Annotated in this window: 17 protein-coding genes and 1 pseudogene; 11 read left to right on the forward strand and 7 right to left on the reverse strand. The window is 73.3% G+C overall.

All coding sequences use genetic code 11. The annotated features are described in order from the left end of the window. Together ACFWBY_RS31335 and ACFWBY_RS31340 are read left to right on the forward strand one after the other, a co-directional pair. Nucleotides 1-118, forward strand: a pseudogene (locus ACFWBY_RS31335) (DNA primase); the annotation flags it as partial. Between the two features lie 451 nt (nt 119-569). Further along, a complete protein-coding gene (locus ACFWBY_RS31340; RefSeq protein WP_385409731.1) occupies nt 570-1,727 on the forward strand; it encodes a hypothetical protein in 1,158 nt (385 codons plus the stop codon). A gap of 140 nt (nt 1,728-1,867) precedes the next feature. Here ACFWBY_RS31340 and ACFWBY_RS31345 read toward each other — a convergent pair whose 3' ends face one another. Both ACFWBY_RS31345 and ACFWBY_RS31350 read right to left on the reverse strand, forming a co-directional pair. Then, complete coding sequence (locus tag ACFWBY_RS31345; RefSeq protein WP_385335491.1) at nt 1,868-2,659, reverse strand: transglutaminase family protein; 792 nt, start codon at nt 2,657-2,659, stop codon at nt 1,868-1,870. Next, nucleotides 2,656-3,651, reverse strand: coding sequence for a GNAT family N-acetyltransferase (locus ACFWBY_RS31350; protein WP_385335493.1), 996 nt, complete (start codon nt 3,649-3,651; stop codon nt 2,656-2,658). The genes ACFWBY_RS31345 and ACFWBY_RS31350 overlap by 4 nt, the downstream gene beginning before the upstream one ends. Before the next feature lie 117 nt (nt 3,652-3,768). On the opposite strand from ACFWBY_RS31350, the gene fdxA reads away from it, so the two are divergent. Then, complete coding sequence (fdxA, locus tag ACFWBY_RS31355; protein ID WP_030868357.1) at nt 3,769-4,098, forward strand: ferredoxin; 330 nt, start codon at nt 3,769-3,771, stop codon at nt 4,096-4,098. Nucleotides 4,099-4,219: 121 nt separating this feature from the next. Beyond that, nucleotides 4,220-5,335, forward strand: coding sequence for a succinyldiaminopimelate transaminase (gene dapC / locus ACFWBY_RS31360; protein ID WP_385335496.1), 1,116 nt, complete (start codon nt 4,220-4,222; stop codon nt 5,333-5,335). A 104-nt stretch (nt 5,336-5,439) separates the two neighbouring features. Here the strand turns inward: dapC and ACFWBY_RS31365 are convergent, their stop codons facing one another. Both ACFWBY_RS31365 and ACFWBY_RS31370 read right to left on the reverse strand, forming a co-directional pair. Next, nucleotides 5,440-5,799 (reverse strand): ATP-binding protein, encoded by a 360-nt coding sequence (locus ACFWBY_RS31365; RefSeq protein ID WP_385335498.1) that lies wholly within the window; start codon nt 5,797-5,799, stop codon nt 5,440-5,442. A 260-nt stretch (nt 5,800-6,059) separates the two neighbouring features. Continuing rightward, the gene (locus ACFWBY_RS31370) at nt 6,060-7,046 is read right to left on the reverse strand and encodes a hypothetical protein (RefSeq protein ID WP_385335636.1); all 987 of its coding nucleotides are present in this window, start codon (nt 7,044-7,046) and stop codon (nt 6,060-6,062) included. A 78-nt stretch (nt 7,047-7,124) separates the two neighbouring features. Between ACFWBY_RS31370 and dapE the strand changes: the two genes are divergently transcribed. Next, a complete protein-coding gene (gene dapE / locus ACFWBY_RS31375) occupies nt 7,125-8,204 on the forward strand; it encodes a succinyl-diaminopimelate desuccinylase (RefSeq protein WP_385335500.1) in 1,080 nt (359 codons plus the stop codon). A gap of 64 nt (nt 8,205-8,268) precedes the next feature. Continuing rightward, entirely contained in the window at nt 8,269-9,036 is a 768-nt protein-coding gene (locus ACFWBY_RS31380; RefSeq protein WP_385335502.1) for a TIGR00730 family Rossman fold protein, read from the forward strand. 55 nt (nt 9,037-9,091) lie between these two features. Here the strand turns inward: ACFWBY_RS31380 and folP are convergent, their stop codons facing one another. Next, complete coding sequence (gene folP / locus ACFWBY_RS31385) at nt 9,092-9,952, reverse strand: dihydropteroate synthase (RefSeq protein WP_385335638.1); 861 nt, start codon at nt 9,950-9,952, stop codon at nt 9,092-9,094. Between the two features lie 76 nt (nt 9,953-10,028). On the opposite strand from folP, the gene ACFWBY_RS31390 reads away from it, so the two are divergent. Continuing rightward, nucleotides 10,029-10,364 (forward strand): DivIVA domain-containing protein, encoded by a 336-nt coding sequence (locus ACFWBY_RS31390; RefSeq protein ID WP_385335504.1) that lies wholly within the window; start codon nt 10,029-10,031, stop codon nt 10,362-10,364. Continuing rightward, nucleotides 10,361-10,939 (forward strand): DNA-3-methyladenine glycosylase I, encoded by a 579-nt coding sequence (locus ACFWBY_RS31395; RefSeq protein ID WP_385335506.1) that lies wholly within the window; start codon nt 10,361-10,363, stop codon nt 10,937-10,939. The genes ACFWBY_RS31390 and ACFWBY_RS31395 overlap by 4 nt, the downstream gene beginning before the upstream one ends. A 70-nt stretch (nt 10,940-11,009) precedes the next feature. Here the strand turns inward: ACFWBY_RS31395 and ACFWBY_RS31400 are convergent, their stop codons facing one another. After that, entirely contained in the window at nt 11,010-11,813 is an 804-nt protein-coding gene (locus ACFWBY_RS31400) for an enoyl-CoA hydratase/isomerase family protein (RefSeq protein ID WP_385335508.1), read from the reverse strand. A gap of 331 nt (nt 11,814-12,144) precedes the next feature. Here ACFWBY_RS31400 and ACFWBY_RS31405 point away from each other — a divergent pair, with 331 nt between their 5' ends. Beyond that, a complete protein-coding gene (locus tag ACFWBY_RS31405; RefSeq protein ID WP_003966491.1) occupies nt 12,145-12,312 on the forward strand; it encodes a DUF3117 domain-containing protein in 168 nt (55 codons plus the stop codon). A gap of 276 nt (nt 12,313-12,588) precedes the next feature. Here the strand turns inward: ACFWBY_RS31405 and ACFWBY_RS31410 are convergent, their stop codons facing one another. After that, nucleotides 12,589-13,251: an O-methyltransferase gene (locus ACFWBY_RS31410; RefSeq protein WP_243335946.1), complete on the reverse strand. Its 663-nt coding sequence runs from the start codon at nt 13,249-13,251 to the stop codon at nt 12,589-12,591. Nucleotides 13,252-13,394: 143 nt separating this feature from the next. Between ACFWBY_RS31410 and sigE the strand changes: the two genes are divergently transcribed. Then, on the forward strand, nt 13,395-14,174 hold the full coding sequence (gene sigE, locus ACFWBY_RS31415; protein WP_385335512.1) for an RNA polymerase sigma factor SigE: 780 nt from the start codon (nt 13,395-13,397) through the stop codon (nt 14,172-14,174). Beyond that, nucleotides 14,171-14,824 carry an anti-sigma factor family protein gene (locus tag ACFWBY_RS31420; protein WP_385335514.1) on the forward strand — a complete coding sequence of 218 codons (654 nt, stop codon included), beginning with the start codon at nt 14,171-14,173 and terminating at the stop codon, nt 14,822-14,824. The genes sigE and ACFWBY_RS31420 overlap by 4 nt, the downstream gene beginning before the upstream one ends. The last annotated feature ends 21 nt before the right edge of the window (nt 14,825-14,845 follow it).

Consider the following 14,845-nt stretch of genomic DNA (forward strand, 5'->3'; position numbering starts at 1 on the left):
CTGGGAACGGGCGCCGTTGCCCGGCTCCGCCTCGCCCTGGGTGCCCGACGTGGAGGCCGTGGTGGACGCGGTGGTCGACGCCCTCACTCGTACGGGTGTGAGCGCGCCCGAGTTGTAGGCGTGCCCGGCGCGCGCCGGGTCCGCGCCCGCCGGCCCCCGCGGGCCCCGGCGGCGGCCGCGGACCCGGCGTCGGCTCCGCCCCGGGCGGCGGCTCCGGCTTCGCCGCGCTGCCGGCCGGCTCCGGCGGTCCGCGTCCGGGTGCTCCGGGCGGCCCCGGCCCCGGCTACGGGCAGGGCCCCGGTCAGGGTCCCGGCTACGGCCAGGGTCCGGGCCAGGGTCCCGGCTACGGGCAGGGTCCGGGCCAGGGTCCCGGCTACGGGCAGGGTCCCGGCCGCGCTCCCGGCCAGGGTCCCGGCCCCGGTCAGGGTCCGCGTCCCGGCGGGCCGCAGCAGCCCGGCGCGGGCGCCTCGTACGGCTCCGGACCCGTCCCCCCGGCTCCGGGCGCCCAGGCCTGGCCAGGCGAGGGCGGACCCGCCACCCCGCCCGGGGGCACCGCCACCGGTCCCGGGATGCCCGGATACGGCTCCGGCCCCGCCGGGCCGACCGGCGGACCCGCGCTGGGGACCGTACCCGTGGGCGACTCGCGGGAGGCCGGCTGGCCCGGCCCCGAGCAGGACGCCGCCGGGCACCCGGCGGCGGTGCCCGCTCCCGCCCCGCGCCCCGCCCTGGGAGAGGGCGCGCCCCTCCCGGCCGCGAAGCGCAAGGTCCCCGCCAAGCCCGCCAAGAAGAAGGGCCGCAACAAGCTCGTCCTCGCCTGCGGCGGCCTCTTCGCGCTCTTCGGCGTGGCCTACGGCGCGGGCCTGCTCCTCAACCACTCCGACGTCCCCAAGGGCACCACCGTCCTGGGCGTCGACATCAGCGGCACCCGCGACGAAGCCGTCTCCAAGCTCCAGACGGCCTTCGGCAACCGTGCCGCCGCCCCGCTCCAGCTCATGGTGGGCGGCAAGACGGTCGAGCTCAAGCCCGAGAAGGCCGGCCTGAGCCTGGACGGCCAGACCACCGTCCGCAACGCGGCCGGGAGCGACTACAACCCCGTCACGGTCATCGGCTCCCTCTTCGGCAGCGAGCGCGCCGCCGAACCCGTCATGCCCACCGACGAGGAGAAGCTGCAGGTCGCCCTCCAGGAGCTGGCCGGCGCCGCCGGTTCCGCCACCGAGGGCACCATCACCTTCGACACCGGCAAGGCCGTCGCCGTCCCCGGCAAGCCGGGCTCCACGCTCGACGTGGACGGTTCCACCGACCTGGTCGTCAAGGCCTTCCGCGCCATGGTCGCCACCGGCACGTCCGACCCGGTCGAACTCCCGGTCACCACCAAGGAGCCGGTCGTGGACCAGGCCGAACTGGACCGGGCGATGAAGGAGTTCGCCGAGCCCGCCATGTCCGCCAACGCCACGGTCAAGATCGGCACCAAGCCCATCGCCTTCGGCGCCAAGTCCCTGCCCAAGATCCTGAGCATGCAGGTCGTGGACGGGCACCTCGTCGAGAAGTACGACCTGGAAGCGCTCAAGTCGACCTACGGGAACACCTGGGACGGCATCCTGATCACGCGCGGCACCGGCGAGAAGACCGCCGTCACCCCGCAGGACGTCGCCGGAGCCCTCGGCAAGGCGCTGCGCGGCAAGACCCCCGCCGAGCGCACGGTGGTCGTCGACACCAACGCGAGCTGAGCCGGACCGGATCCGGGCCGGATCCGGACCGGCTCCGGACCGGCTCCGGATCCGAGAGGATCCGACCGCATCGCAAACGCGCCGCAGCCCCTTCCCGGAAACCCGGGGAGGGGCTGCGGCGCATCGGCCCTGGGCCTTCCCTAGTTGAGCAGGGCCCTCGCCGACATCGCCTCCGCGCGGATACGGGCAGCCGCCGGCGGGTCGATGACGTCCACGATCAACGCGTAGGACTCCATCTCCACCGCCCCGCGGGCGAATTCACCCCGCTCCACGAGCAGCTTGGCGTGCTCGTACCGCAGCGCCGCCGGATGCGACGGCAGGAGCAGTGCCAGGTCCAGGGCCCACAGCGCCACCGCCGAGTGCTCGGGCCGCGTCGAGGCCCACGCCCGGATGTTGTTCAGGATCCGCAGGACGATGTCCAGCGTCCGCGCGGCGGTCCGCGGCCCGGCCGCCAGTTCCGCCGGACCCGCGCCCAGCGAGGCGCCGCCCGCGAAGGGGTCGACGACCACACCCTCCTCCGGATCCCCGAAGCCCACCACGAAGTGGCCCGGCAGAGCCAGCCCGTACACCGGCGCCCCGGCCCGCCGGGCCACCTCCAGCCAGACCACGGACAGCAGGATCGGCAGCCCCCGGCGGCGCCTCAGCACCTCGTGCAGGAACGAGGACGAGAGCCGGTCGTAGTCGGCCGGGGTCCCGTGGAACGCCAGCCGGCCGCCCAGCAGTCCGGTCACCGCCGAGGCCCACGCGCGGGCGTCCCGCAGGCCGTACGGCAGCATCCCCGCCAGCCGGTCCAGCTCTATCTGCGCCCAGTCCATGACCCGTTCGTCGAGATCGGGGTCCCCCTCCGCGGCGAGCAGCAGGCACAGCACGGCCAGGTCCGGCCGCTCCGCCCGCGCCTCCGCGGCGAACCGCTCGCGCCACGGCGAGGTCACGCCGCCGCCCGGCGGTAGTGGTGGTAGCTGTGGTGAGCCGAGAAGCCCATCCCGCCGTACAGCGCCAGCGCACCCGTGTTGTCGCTCTCCACCTGGAGCCACGCCGCCGACGCGCCCTCCTGGAGCGCGCGCCGCGCCAGCGCCGCCATCACGGCCGTCGCCAGGCCCCGGCGCCGGTGCTCCGGCTCGACCTCGACCGCGGCGAAGCCGGCCCACCTGCCGTCCACCACGACCCGCCCGATCGCCCGCCCCGGCAGCACCGCGAACCACACCGAGGGCCCCGCGGTCAGGACCCGGCGGGCCGTCTCCGGGTCGCCGACCCGCCCGTAGCGGCCGAGCCACTCCTCGTCCGGGGCGCGGGTCAGACGTACCTCCCCGAGGGCGGGGTGAGCCGCGTCGTCCACGTCGGCCAGCGCCGCCAGTGCGCCGGTCGTCACCTGGGCGGACACCTCGCGGACCCAACCCCGGTCCTCCAGCGCGGCGCACAGCACCTCCTGCGTGCCCGCTGCCCCCGTGGCGGCCTGGACGTAGGGCGGAAGTCCCCTTTCCGTGTACCAGGAGGTCACTCGCGCGAGTGCTTCGTCCAGCGGTGTCCCCGGATCACCGAGGGGCAGAACGGAGTTGGCCCGCCGCGTGAACCCCGCGGCCGCGCGCAGCGTCCACTCGCCCAGCGGCTCGCTCTCCAGCGGCACCCAGGCCCGCGCGGCAGCCCGCGCGAGCTCCTCGAAGGAGGCTGCCGGACCCCTGCGCCGGGCCGGCGCGGCCGGCACGACCTTGCCCGCGACCAGCGCGGATTCCGCGATGCGGACGGACTCGCCGGTCTTTCGTGTGATCGTCAGCACACCCCCGTTCCAGGATGTGAGAACCCCTACCGTGTCCGTGAACGCGAAGGCCCCGCCGGACCCGCCCTCCACCTGTCGTACGGAGACTCGTTTCCCCACGTCAGCAGGTGTGATCCGGATCTCCAGCCGTCCACCGGCAGTGATTTCCACAGCTCTGTCCGCCCCTCCTGTTCGGATCGTGCCCGGGAACGGAGATACTAGAGGCGGGCATCGACGACGCCGCGCTCCCGCGCGATATGGAAAGCCCTACCGAGGAGGAACGAGAGCGTGACCTACGTCATCGCGGAGCCTTGTGTCGACGTCAAGGACAAGGCATGCATCGAAGAGTGCCCCGTCGACTGCATCTACGAGGGCCAGCGGTCCTTGTACATCCACCCGGACGAGTGCGTCGACTGTGGTGCGTGTGAGCCGGTCTGCCCGGTCGAGGCCATCTTCTACGAGGACGACACTCCGGAGGAGTGGAAGGACTACTACAAGGCGAACGTCGAGTTCTTCGACGAGCTCGGTTCGCCCGGTGGTGCTTCCAAGCTCGGCCTGATCGAGCGCGACCACCCCTTCATCGCAGCGCTTCCGGCGGACATCAACCCGAGCCACTGACGGTCGGTACCGCCGCAACCGCCACCTCGGTCCCGTCCGGCTCGCAGCCGGACGGGACCGAGGCGTTTGCCCACGCAACGAACACCCGCACGGAACACCTGGAAAGCGAAAAGAGCGCATCGTGGCCGCAGTCTCAGCCCGTCTTCCCGTCTTCCCCTGGGACAAGCTGGAGCCGTACAAGGCGACGGCGGCGGCCCACCCGGACGGCATCGTCGACCTGTCGGTCGGCACTCCCGTCGACCCGGTGCCGCAGCTGATCCAGCGCGCCCTGGTCGAGGCCGCGGACTCCCCGGGCTACCCCACGGTGTGGGGCACGGCCGCACTGCGCGACGCGATCACCGGCTGGGTGCGCGGCCGCCTCGGCGCGAGCGCCGCCGGGCACCGCAACGTCCTGCCCGTCGTCGGCTCCAAGGAGCTGGTGGCCTGGCTGCCGACCCAGCTGGGCCTCGGCGCCGGCACGGGGACGTCGAGGGACCAGGTGGCGTACCCCCGGCTCGCCTACCCGACCTACGAGGTCGGGGCGCGGCTGTGCGGCGCCGAGCCCGTGGTCTACGACGACCCGGTCACCGATCTCGACCCGGCCCGGGTGAAGCTGCTGTGGCTCAACTCCCCGTCCAACCCCACCGGTGAGGTCCTCCCCAAGGAGGAGCTCGTCCGGATCGTGGCCTGGGCGCGCGAGCACGGGATCCTGCTCTTCAGCGACGAGTGCTACCTGGAGCTGGGCTGGGAGGCCGAGCCCGTGTCCGTCCTGCACGACGACGTCTGCGGGGGCTCGTACGAGGGCATCGTGAGCGTGCACTCGCTCTCGAAGCGGTCCAACCTGGCGGGATACCGGGCAGCCTTCATCGCCGGTGACGAACGCGTACTGGGCGAGCTCCTGCAGATCCGCAAGCACGGCGGCATGATGACCCCGGCCCCGGTACAGGCGGCCACGGTGGCGGCACTGGGCGACGACACGCACGTCGAGGAGCAGCGGGCGCGCTACGCGGCCCGCCGCGAGGCGCTGCGCACGGCCCTTCTGGCGCACGGCTTCCGCATCGAGCACAGCGAGGCGAGCCTGTACCTGTGGGTGACCCGGGACGAGCCCTGCTGGGACACCGTCGCCCACCTCGCGGAGCTGGGCATCCTGGTCGCGCCGGGGGACTTCTACGGCGAGGCGGGCGCGCGCTTCGTCCGCGTGGCGCTCACCGCCACGGACGAACGCGTCGAGGCGGCCGTCAAGCGGCTGGCGCTCTAGGCCCTGTCCGTCTCTTTCGGCTCGCGCCGTCAACGGGCCGGGCAACGCCCGAGGGGGCCGGGAGTTCGTGCTCCCGGCCCCCTCGGTGTCCGTACGGACGGCTGCTAGCCGAGCGGCACACCGCCGGGCAGTCCGCCCGGGAGGCCTCCGGGCAGGCCCGCGGGGAGCCCGCCGAGGAGGGCGCCCGCGGTGCCGGTCAGGTCGCCGGGGGCGGCCGGGACGGCCGGGAGGGCCTTGGTGGCGGTGCCCGCGGTCTCCGTGGCGGTCGTGGCGGCGTCGCCCGTGACATCACCGGCGGCGTCACTCGCGGCGGCCGGCGCGTCCTGTGCGGTGAGCGCGCCCAGCTGCGGCACGGACTCCAGGCCCGCGGCGCTGGCCGCGCCGGCCGCACCGACCACGGGAGCTGCCCCGGCTGCGAGGAGCAGCGCGGTACGGGCGATCCGGCGGGTCAGGGGGAGGGACATGTTGCTCCTAAGCGGTAGCGGCTGAGTACGCCGGTACAACCGCTCACGGGGGGTGGTGAGTTGCGGAGCCGGTAGGTAAAGGATCGGTAACGCATCGTTTAATCGGCTTCCGCGACAACCGCATCGGATCCGCGCCGACCTGCGCATGTACGCCCTTCAGGGCCCCCGGGACCGGTGGACGGGTCACCCCCGCACGGGGGACGCTTCGCACGCCCGAGCGGACACCGTGGCGGGCCCCCGAACAGGGCCGGGCGGGCGGCTCAGCCGCGCAGGAAGATCCTTATCCGGCCGGGACCCGCGTCGCGGGGATCGACGGCACCTTCCTTGGCCCCCGAACCGCCCCTGAGCTGCCAACCGCCGCCGTCCGCGCCCGCGATCCAGGCACCGGAGAGGTACGAGACCCGCGCGATCCGCAGCTCACGGGAGTGGGCCACCGCCCACTGCGAGAGCACCTGCCCGGAGCGGGCGGCCTCCTCGCCGCCGTCCTTCCTCGCGACCAGGGTCACCTCCGCCCCGTCGGCCGCCGCCCGGCCGCCCGCGGTCCCGGCCGGCTCCGCGGGCATGGTGTGCGGCCCCTTCTCGCCGATCAGCCGGGACAGCTCCGCCCGGACCGCGGCCGGATCGCCGGCCGTGACGGGCGCGGGCCCGGCGCAGGCCAGGTTCCCGCCGCCGGTGAAGGCGGCCGTCAGGACCGTCGCGTCCGGCTCGTGCTTCGCGTAGGCCTGCGGGAAGCCGCTCAGCTGCACCTTCTGCGCCGCCACCGTCAGCGGGAGCCGCGAGTACCCCTTGACCTCGGCCAGCCGCTCGTAGAAGATCCCGGCCGAGTACACCGGGTCCATGATCTGCGCCGGCGTGCCCCAGCCCTGTGAGGGACGCTGCTGGAACAGGCCGAGCGAGTCCCGGTCGCCGTGGTCGAGGTTGCGCAGCGCCGACTCCTGCATGGCCGTGGCCAGCGCGATCGTCACCGCCCGGTCCGGCATGCCCCGCAAGACCCCGACGGCGGCTATCGTCGCCGCGTTCGCCGCCTGCTCCGGGGTCATCTCGTAGTACTGGCCCGTGCCGCCCTTGCCGCCGCCCATGGCGTTGACCGAGGCCGTGCAGTACGGCGCACCGCCGCCGCCGTTCGACGCGCGCTGCACGACGAAGTAGCCGGCGACCGCCAGCAGCACCAGGAAACCGGCGGTCCAGCGGAGCGGACGCCGACGGCGGCGGGGGCGGGAATGATCGGTCTGCGGCACGCCGCCCACCGTACTGGAGCCGCCCCGCAGGTCCATCGGGCGGACGGACGGGGCTTCGCCGCGGCCCGTGGGGTTAGGGTCGGTTTCATGTCCCCATCCGAGCTGGACCTCACCCTGGACGCCGCCGAGCTGACCGCCCGGCTCGTCGACATCCCCTCCGTGAGCGGCGACGAGAAGGTACTCGCCGACCTCGTGGAACACGCGCTGCGCGGCCTCCCGCACCTGACCGTGGACCGCTTCGGCAACAACGTCGTCGCGCGCACCCGTCTGGGACGCGCCGAACGCGTCGTACTGGCCGGGCACCTCGACACCGTGCCGATCGCCGGCAACGTGCCCTCCCGCCTCGACGAGAACGACGTCCTGTGGGGCTGCGGCACCACCGACATGAAGTCGGGCGTCGCCGTGCAGCTGCGCATCGCCGCGACCGTGCCGGAGCCCAACCGCGACCTCACCTTCGTCTTCTACGACCAAGAGGAGGTCGCCGCCGACCTCAACGGCCTCGGCAAGGTCGCCGCGGCCCACCCCGACTGGCTGACCGGCGACTTCGCCGTCCTGCTGGAACCGTCGAACGCCGAGGTCGAGGGCGGCTGCCAGGGCACCCTGCGCGTCCTGCTCCGCACGGCAGGCGAGCGCGCCCACTCCGCGCGCAGCTGGATGGGCTCCAACGCCATCCACGCGGCGGGCCCGATCCTGGCCACCCTCGCGGCGTACGAGCCCCGCAGGCCCGTGATCGACGGACTCGAATACCACGAGGGCCTCAACGCGGTCCGCATCGAGGGCGGCGTCGCCAACAACGTCATCCCCGACGCGTGCACCGTGACGGTCAACTTCCGCTACGCACCCGACCGCACCGAGGCCGAGGCGCTCGCCCACGTACGGGAGGTGTTCGCCGACTGCGACATCGCCGAGATCGTGGTCGACGACTCCTCGGGCGGCGCCCTCCCGGGCCTCGGCCACCCGGCGGCGGCGGCCTTCATGGAGGCGGTCGGCGGCCGCGCCATGCCGAAGTTCGGCTGGACGGACGTCTCCCGCTTCAGCGCGCTGGGCGTCCCGGCCGTCAACTACGGCCCGGGCGACGCCCTGCTGGCCCACAAGGTCGACGAGCGCGTGGAGACGAAGGCGATCCTCCACTGCGAGGAACGACTCCGCGCCTGGCTGACCTCCTGAATTCCGCTTCTCGTCACCTTTGTGCGCCTACCCTGATCCAACGATCAGCAGGAGGGAGCACATCATGGGCAACCACGCCAATCCCGACGGGGGCGCTCGTCGTCGGCCCGAGGAGCAGCAGCTCGGGCCGGTGCTGAGGAGGCGGAGCCAGGTGCAGGCGGGCAGTACGACGGACCAGCGGCTGCTGGATTCGGCCGGGCCCTCCGAGTGGGTGCACACCGATCCCTGGCGGGTCCTGCGCATCCAGTCCGAGTTCATCGAGGGATTCGGCACGCTGGCCGAGCTGCCGCCGGCGATCAGCGTCTTCGGCTCGGCCCGGACCCCGGCGGGCTCGCCGGAGTACGACGCGGGCGTGCGGATCGGCAGCGCGCTCGTCGACGCGGGCTTCGCGGTGATCACGGGCGGCGGCCCGGGGGCGATGGAGGCGGCCAACAAGGGCGCGCGGGAGGCCAACGGCATCTCGGTGGGCCTGGGCATCGAGCTCCCCTTCGAGCAGGGGCTCAACCAGCACGTGGACCTGGGCCTGAACTTCCGCTACTTCTTCGTCCGCAAGACGATGTTCGTGAAGTACTCGCAGGGCTTCGTCGTCCTGCCGGGAGGCCTCGGCACGCTCGACGAGCTCTTCGAGGCCCTGACCCTGGTCCAGACGCAGAAGATCACCCGCTTCCCGATCGTGCTGTTCGGCACGGAGTACTGGAGCGGGCTCATCGACTGGCTGCGGAACACGGTCATCGCCCAGGGCAAGGCCTCGGAGCGCGACCTCTACCTCTTCCACGTCACGGACGACGTGGACGAGGCCATCGCGCTGGTGACGAAGGAAGTCGGCAAGTAGCCCGTACGTAGGGGCACCGCCGGGCCGGGCGGGCCCCCGGCCCCCGGCCGGGGGCTCAGGCCAGGCCGCGGCGGGCTACGGCCGGCGGGCGGTGGCCCTGGATGGAGCGGACCATGTCCAGGACCTGCTTCGTTTCCGCGACTTCGTGGACGCGGTAGACCTGGGCGCCGAGCCAGGCCGAGACGGCCGTGGTGGCCAGGGTGCCCAGGAGGCGTTCCTTGACGGGCTTGTCGAGGGTCTCGCCGACGAAGTCCTTGTTCGACAGGGAGACCAGGACCGGCCAGCCCGTCCCGGTCATCTCTCCGAGCCGGCGCGTGGCCTCCAGCGAGTGGCGGGTGTTCTTCCCGAAGTCGTGGCCCGGGTCGATCATGATCGCGTCGCGGCGGACACCGAGCGCCGCCGCGCGTTCGGCGAGACCGACCGTGACCCGCAGGATGTCGGCCGTCACGTCCTCGTACTCGGTCCGGTGCGGCCGGGTCCGCGGCTCGACCCCGCCCGCGTGGGTGCAGACGATGCCCGCGCCGTAGCGCGCGGCGACCTCCGCGAGCTTCGGGTCGACGCCGCCCCACGCGTCGTTCAGCACGTCCGCCCCGGCCTCGCAGACGGCCTCGCCGACCTCGTGCCGCCAGGTGTCGACGCTGATCACCACATCGGGGTGGCGGCGGCGCACGTCGGCGACGAAGCCGACCGTGCGCCGGGCCTCCTCGGCCGCGTCCACGTGCTCGCCGGGCCCCGCCTTGACCCCGCCGATGTCGATGATCGCCGCGCCCTCGGCCACCGCCCGCTCGACCCGGTCCAGGGCCGGCTCGTCGCGGAAGGTCGCACCCTGGTCGTAGAAGGAGTCAGGGGTCCGGTTCACGATGGCCATGATCACCGGCTCGTGGGTGTCGAACTCGCGCCTGCCCAGTCGCAGCATCCTGCTCATTCCTCCTTCGGCGGCCCTTGCGCCTCGCCTGCGACCTTAACCTGGTGGCCGGAATCTCTCTGGGGAGTTGATCGTGTTCGCGTTCTTGCTCATCGCGCTGGTCGTGGTCGTGGCTGCGGTCACCCTGGCGGTGGCCGGCGGCGGATCCGAGGCCGTCCTGCCGGAGGCCGAGCCGGACCGCGTGTCCGACGCCCTGCCGGAGAACCGTCCCGTCGTCCGGGCGGACATCGACGAGCTGCGGCTCCCGGTCGCTCCGCGCGGGTACCGGATGGCCGAGGTGGACGACGTACTGGAGCGGCTGGCGGCGGAGCTGGCCGAGCGGGACGCGCGGATCGCGGAGCTCAGCGCCGCCGTCGCGGCCGGGGACGCCCCCGTGAGCCTGACCAAGGACGCCGAGCAGTGACCGGGGTCCTCGCCGGGCCCGACGGGGGGCTGAGGTGCCCCTGGGGGCTGGCCACCGAGGCCTACACCGCCTACCACGACACCGAGTGGGGGCGGCCGCTCCACGGCGACGACGCCCTCTACGAGCGCCTGTGCCTGGAGGCGTTCCAGTCGGGGCTGTCGTGGCTGACGATCCTGCGCAGGCGCGAGGGGTTCCGGGCGGCGTTCGCCGGCTTCGAGATCGGCAAGGTGGCCGAGTTCGGCGCGGCGGACGTGGAACGGCTCCTCGGCGACGAGCGGATCATCCGCAACCGGTCGAAGATCGAGGCGACCCTGGCCAACGCGAAGACCCTGGCCGGGTGGGAGCCGGGAGAACTCGACGCGATGATCTGGTCCCACGCCCCGGCGCCGGGACGCGCCGCGCCGAAGGACACCTCGGAGATCCCGGCCGTGACGGCGGAGTCGACGGCCCTGGCCAAGGCGCTGAAGAAGGCCGGCATCCGCTTCGTCGGCCCGACCACGGCTTATGCGCTCATGCAGGCCTGCGGCCTGGTCGACGACCACCTGGTCCACTGCGTGGCGCGCGGTCCGTCCTGACCGCGCCCGGCCCCCGCGGGACGGGGACCGGGACGCCGGGCCGGACCCGGCACGATCCGACAGGGACGGCCTAGCGGCCCAGGTACCGGGGGGCCTGCTTCGCCAGGAACGCGGCGACGGCGATGCCGTGGTCCTCGGAGGCTCCTGCGCGGGCCTGGAGGGTGTCCTCGTGGCCCAGCGCCTCTTCGAGCGACCGCGAGGACCCGTACGTCAGGGACTCCTTCAGGGCCGCGTACGCGACCGTCGGGCCCTGTGCCAGCTGCCGGGCCACCGCCGCGGCCTCCCCGGCGAGCTGCTCCGAGGGGACGACGCGGTTGGCGATGCCGAGGTCGAGGGCCTCCTGGGCCTTCACGGAGCGGGGGAAGAGCAGCAGATCGGCGGCGCGCGATCCCCCGATCAGCCGAGGGAGCGTCCAGGAGACGCCGGAGTCCGCGGTGAGGGCGACCCCCGCGAACGAGGTGTTGAAGGACGCGGTGTCCGCGACCACCCGGAAGTCCGCCGCCAGCGCGAAGCCGAAGCCGGCGCCCGCCGCGACGCCGTTCACGCCGGCCACGACGGGCTTCGGCATCTCCGTCAGGGCGCGGACGATCGGGTTGTAGTGCTCCGAGACCGTGCTCATGGTGACCGAGGTGCCGTTCTCGCGGTCGGCCGCGAGGGAGCCGATGTGCTCCTTGAGGTCCTGGCCGACGCAGAACGCCCGGTTGCCGGCGGCGGTGAGCAGGACCGCCCGTACCGCCGTGTCCGAGGCCGCCGCCAGGACCGCGTCGCGCAGGGCGACCTTGGTCTCGGTGTTCATGGCGTTCATGGCTTCCGGACGGTTGATCGTGATGGTCGCGAGTCCGTCGGTCACTTCGTAGAGCACGCTGTCGGCCATGGCGGGGGTCCCCCTTCGTCGCGGGCTGGCTACCGGCCGGTATCGGCCGGTGCAAGGGTCAGCATGGCGGACCGGACCTCGCTCGCACATGTGATGTGCGTCAAACAAACCGGACGTCCGGCGCGGGGTGCGGCGGCGAAGTATCGCAGGCGGATCCCCGAAATGAGTGGTTTTGGCCGAGCGCGTTGCACAAGCGTTCCCGGCCGATGTTGGTCATCGGGTCCTGACATGCGGGATAATGGCCTGGAAGCAATGTGTTCGATGCCGGGTACTAGGCGCCTGAACGGGGCCGTCGGCTGACGATGAGCTGGTTTCAGGAAGGGGAACGAGCATGGCGGCCATGAAGCCGCGGACGGGCGACGGCCCGCTCGAGGTCACCAAGGAGGGGCGGGGCATCGTCATGCGCGTACCGCTCGAGGGCGGCGGTCGGCTTGTCGTCGAGCTGACTCCGGACGAGGCGGACGCCCTGGGTGACGCCCTGAAGAAGGTCGTCGGCTAGCCCTCGCGAGGGTACTGACGCACCGACTGAAATCTCTGCACTGCCCCGGTCGCTCACCGCGCCCGGGGCAGTGTTGTCCGCGGACCCGCATCCGGTCCGCGATCCCGGGGCATCGCGCACCCGGGGACCTCGTGAGTCGCGTGTCCACGGGCGGGGCCGGGCCCCTGTGGGGCCGCGTGCCCGCGGGGCGCGCCGCCCGGGTCCGAGCTCAGCGCCGGTCCGAGCTCAGCGCCGTACCGAGCTCAGCGCCGGTCCGAGCTCAGCGCCGGTCCGAGCTCAGCGCCGGACCGCGCACAGCAGGCCGTCGCCCACCGGCAGCAGGGCGGCCTCCAGGGCCGGGCTCTCGCGGACGCTGCGCAGCAGCTCGCGGACGCGGAGCACCTCTACCGGCTGGGCCGCGGAGTCGACCGTACGGCCGTCGGAGAAGACCCCCTCGAAGCAGACCAGTCCGCCGGGCCGCAGCAGGCGCAACGATTCAGCGAGGTAGTCGAGGGACTCGGACGGGTCGCCGTCGCAGAAGACCAGGTCGTATCCGCCGTCCGCCAGCCGGGGCAGCACGTCGAGCGCGCGGCCCGGAATGAAACGGGCGCGGTTGCCGGCGAAGCCCGCGGCGCGGAAGGCCTGGCGGGCGAAGGCCTGCCGGTCGGCTTCGGGATCCACGGTGGTCAGCACCCCGTCCGCGCGCATTCCGTGCAGGAGGTGGATGCCGGACACGCCGGTTCCGGTGCCGATCTCGGCGACCGCCTTGGCGTCCGCGGTGGCGGCGAGCAGGCGCAGCGCGGCCCCGGTGCCGGGGGAGACGGAGCGCAGTCCCGCTTCCCTGGACCGGTCGCGGGCCCATCGCAGAGCGTCGTCTTCGGCGACAAACGCGTCGGCGAACGCCCAGCTCGTCTGCCGGTTGCCGGTAATGACCCTCTCCTGTCCCCATAGTTGGCGCAACGGTGACTGTATCCGCTGGAGTCGGGAACCCGCAGATGGGACCGGGCGTTGAGTGCACTAGAGGCCCAAAGGCGGTCCAGGACCCCAGGCCCGTGCAAAGTTACTGCAAAAATGCTTATCCGGAGCTGACGGGAGGGGTGGCTATGGTAGGGAATCCGCTGGACACCACCAGAGCCGACAGGGGAGGTGCGGCTGCGCCTGTGGATCGTGGGGGTGCTCTCAGACGCCTCTTCTGGTCGGCCGGTGAGCCGAAATCCGTGACCTACATTGCTGACCGCTTCCGCACCGCAGACACCGCAACCACCGCGAGCTTTGCCGCCGATGCGGGCTCCCAGGCGTGGACCCCTCCCTCGTGGGAGGAGATCGTCAGCACGCACAGTGCGCGGGTCTACCGCCTGGCCTACCGGCTGACGGGCAACCAGCACGACGCCGAGGACCTGACGCAGGAAGTCTTCGTCCGCGTCTTCCGCTCGCTGTCCACGTACACGCCCGGCACCTTCGAGGGCTGGCTGCACCGGATCACCACGAACCTCTTCCTGGACATGGTCCGCCGCAAGCAGCGCATCCGCTTCGACGCGCTCGGCGACGACGCCGCCGAGCGGCTGCCGAGCCGTGAGCCCTCCCCGCAGCAGGCGCTGCACGACACCCACTTCGACGCCGACGTGCAGCAGGCGCTGGACACCCTCGCGCCCGAGTTCCGCGCGGCCGTGGTGCTGTGTGACATCGAAGGCCTGTCGTACGAGGAGATCGCCGCCACGCTGGGCGTGAAGCTCGGCACCGTGCGCAGCCGCATCCACCGGGGCCGTTCACACCTGCGCAAGGCGCTCAAGCACCGGTCTCCGCAGGCGCGTGCGGAGCAGCGCGCGCTGGCGGGAGCGGCCGTGGGCGCGCCCGGCACCGGGGGAGAGGGCGGAGCCGAGTGAGCGGGATCAGTCCCTCCCCGTCGCCTGCCGAACAGCACCTGGGCGATCGGCTCGCCGCCCTCGTGGACGGGGAATTGAGCCACGACGCGCGCGAGCGGGTGCAGGCGCACCTGGCGACGTGTCCCAAGTGCAAGGCCGAGGCCGACGCGCAGCGGCGCCTGAAGGCCATGTTCGTCGAGAGCGCGCCGCCGCCGCTGTCCGCCGGGCTGCTGGCGCGGTTGCAGGGGCTGCCGGGGGGCGGTCCCGAAGGTCCGTCGGGCCCCTTCGGCCCGCCGCCGGGCTCCGACCCGTTCGCCTCCTTCGGCTACGCGCCCTCCGCTGCGGCCGCCGCGCCGCGGCCGGGCTTCCGGATACACGAAATGGGTCGTCCCCGGCGCCGCTTCGCCTTCGTGGCCGCCGGAGCGGTCTCGCTCGCCGCGATCGCGCTGGGCGGCTCGCTGCCGATGGAGGCGATCGAGCCCAACGCCCGGGGCGAGGCCCCCGCCGCGCGCCCCGGCCCGGTGGTGCCGGTGTTCGACGCGGTGGTCCGGGAGAACCGGCTGCCGACCCCGGGCGCCGTCCCGACGCTGCGCCCGGCCCTGCCCGTGGCCTCGGCCCCGGTCTCCCCGTCGCCGTCGCCCTCGGCCCGGCCGGTGTCCTTGTCGCGCTGACGCCCTGCGTCCCCGCTGGTG

This window comes from Streptomyces sp. NPDC060049, from assembly GCF_042736715.1.
Lineage (GTDB): Bacteria > Actinomycetota > Actinomycetes > Streptomycetales > Streptomycetaceae > Streptomyces.

Coding starts and splice junctions, on each gene's coding strand:
- ACFWBY_RS31340 (WP_385409731.1), top strand. CDS start 570: ATGCCCGGATACGGCTCCGGCCCCGCCGGGCCGACCGGCGGACCCGCG.
- ACFWBY_RS31365 (WP_385335498.1), bottom strand. CDS start 5,799: ATGTCCCTCCCCCTGACCCGCCGGATCGCCCGTACCGCGCTGCTCCTC.
- dapE (WP_385335500.1), top strand. CDS start 7,125: ATGTCCCCATCCGAGCTGGACCTCACCCTGGACGCCGCCGAGCTGACC.
- ACFWBY_RS31380 (WP_385335502.1), top strand. CDS start 8,269: ATGGGCAACCACGCCAATCCCGACGGGGGCGCTCGTCGTCGGCCCGAG.
- folP (WP_385335638.1), bottom strand. CDS start 9,952: ATGCTGCGACTGGGCAGGCGCGAGTTCGACACCCACGAGCCGGTGATC.
- ACFWBY_RS31400 (WP_385335508.1), bottom strand. CDS start 11,813: ATGGCCGACAGCGTGCTCTACGAAGTGACCGACGGACTCGCGACCATC.
- ACFWBY_RS31405 (WP_003966491.1), top strand. CDS start 12,145: ATGGCGGCCATGAAGCCGCGGACGGGCGACGGCCCGCTCGAGGTCACC.
- sigE (WP_385335512.1), top strand. CDS start 13,395: ATGGTAGGGAATCCGCTGGACACCACCAGAGCCGACAGGGGAGGTGCG.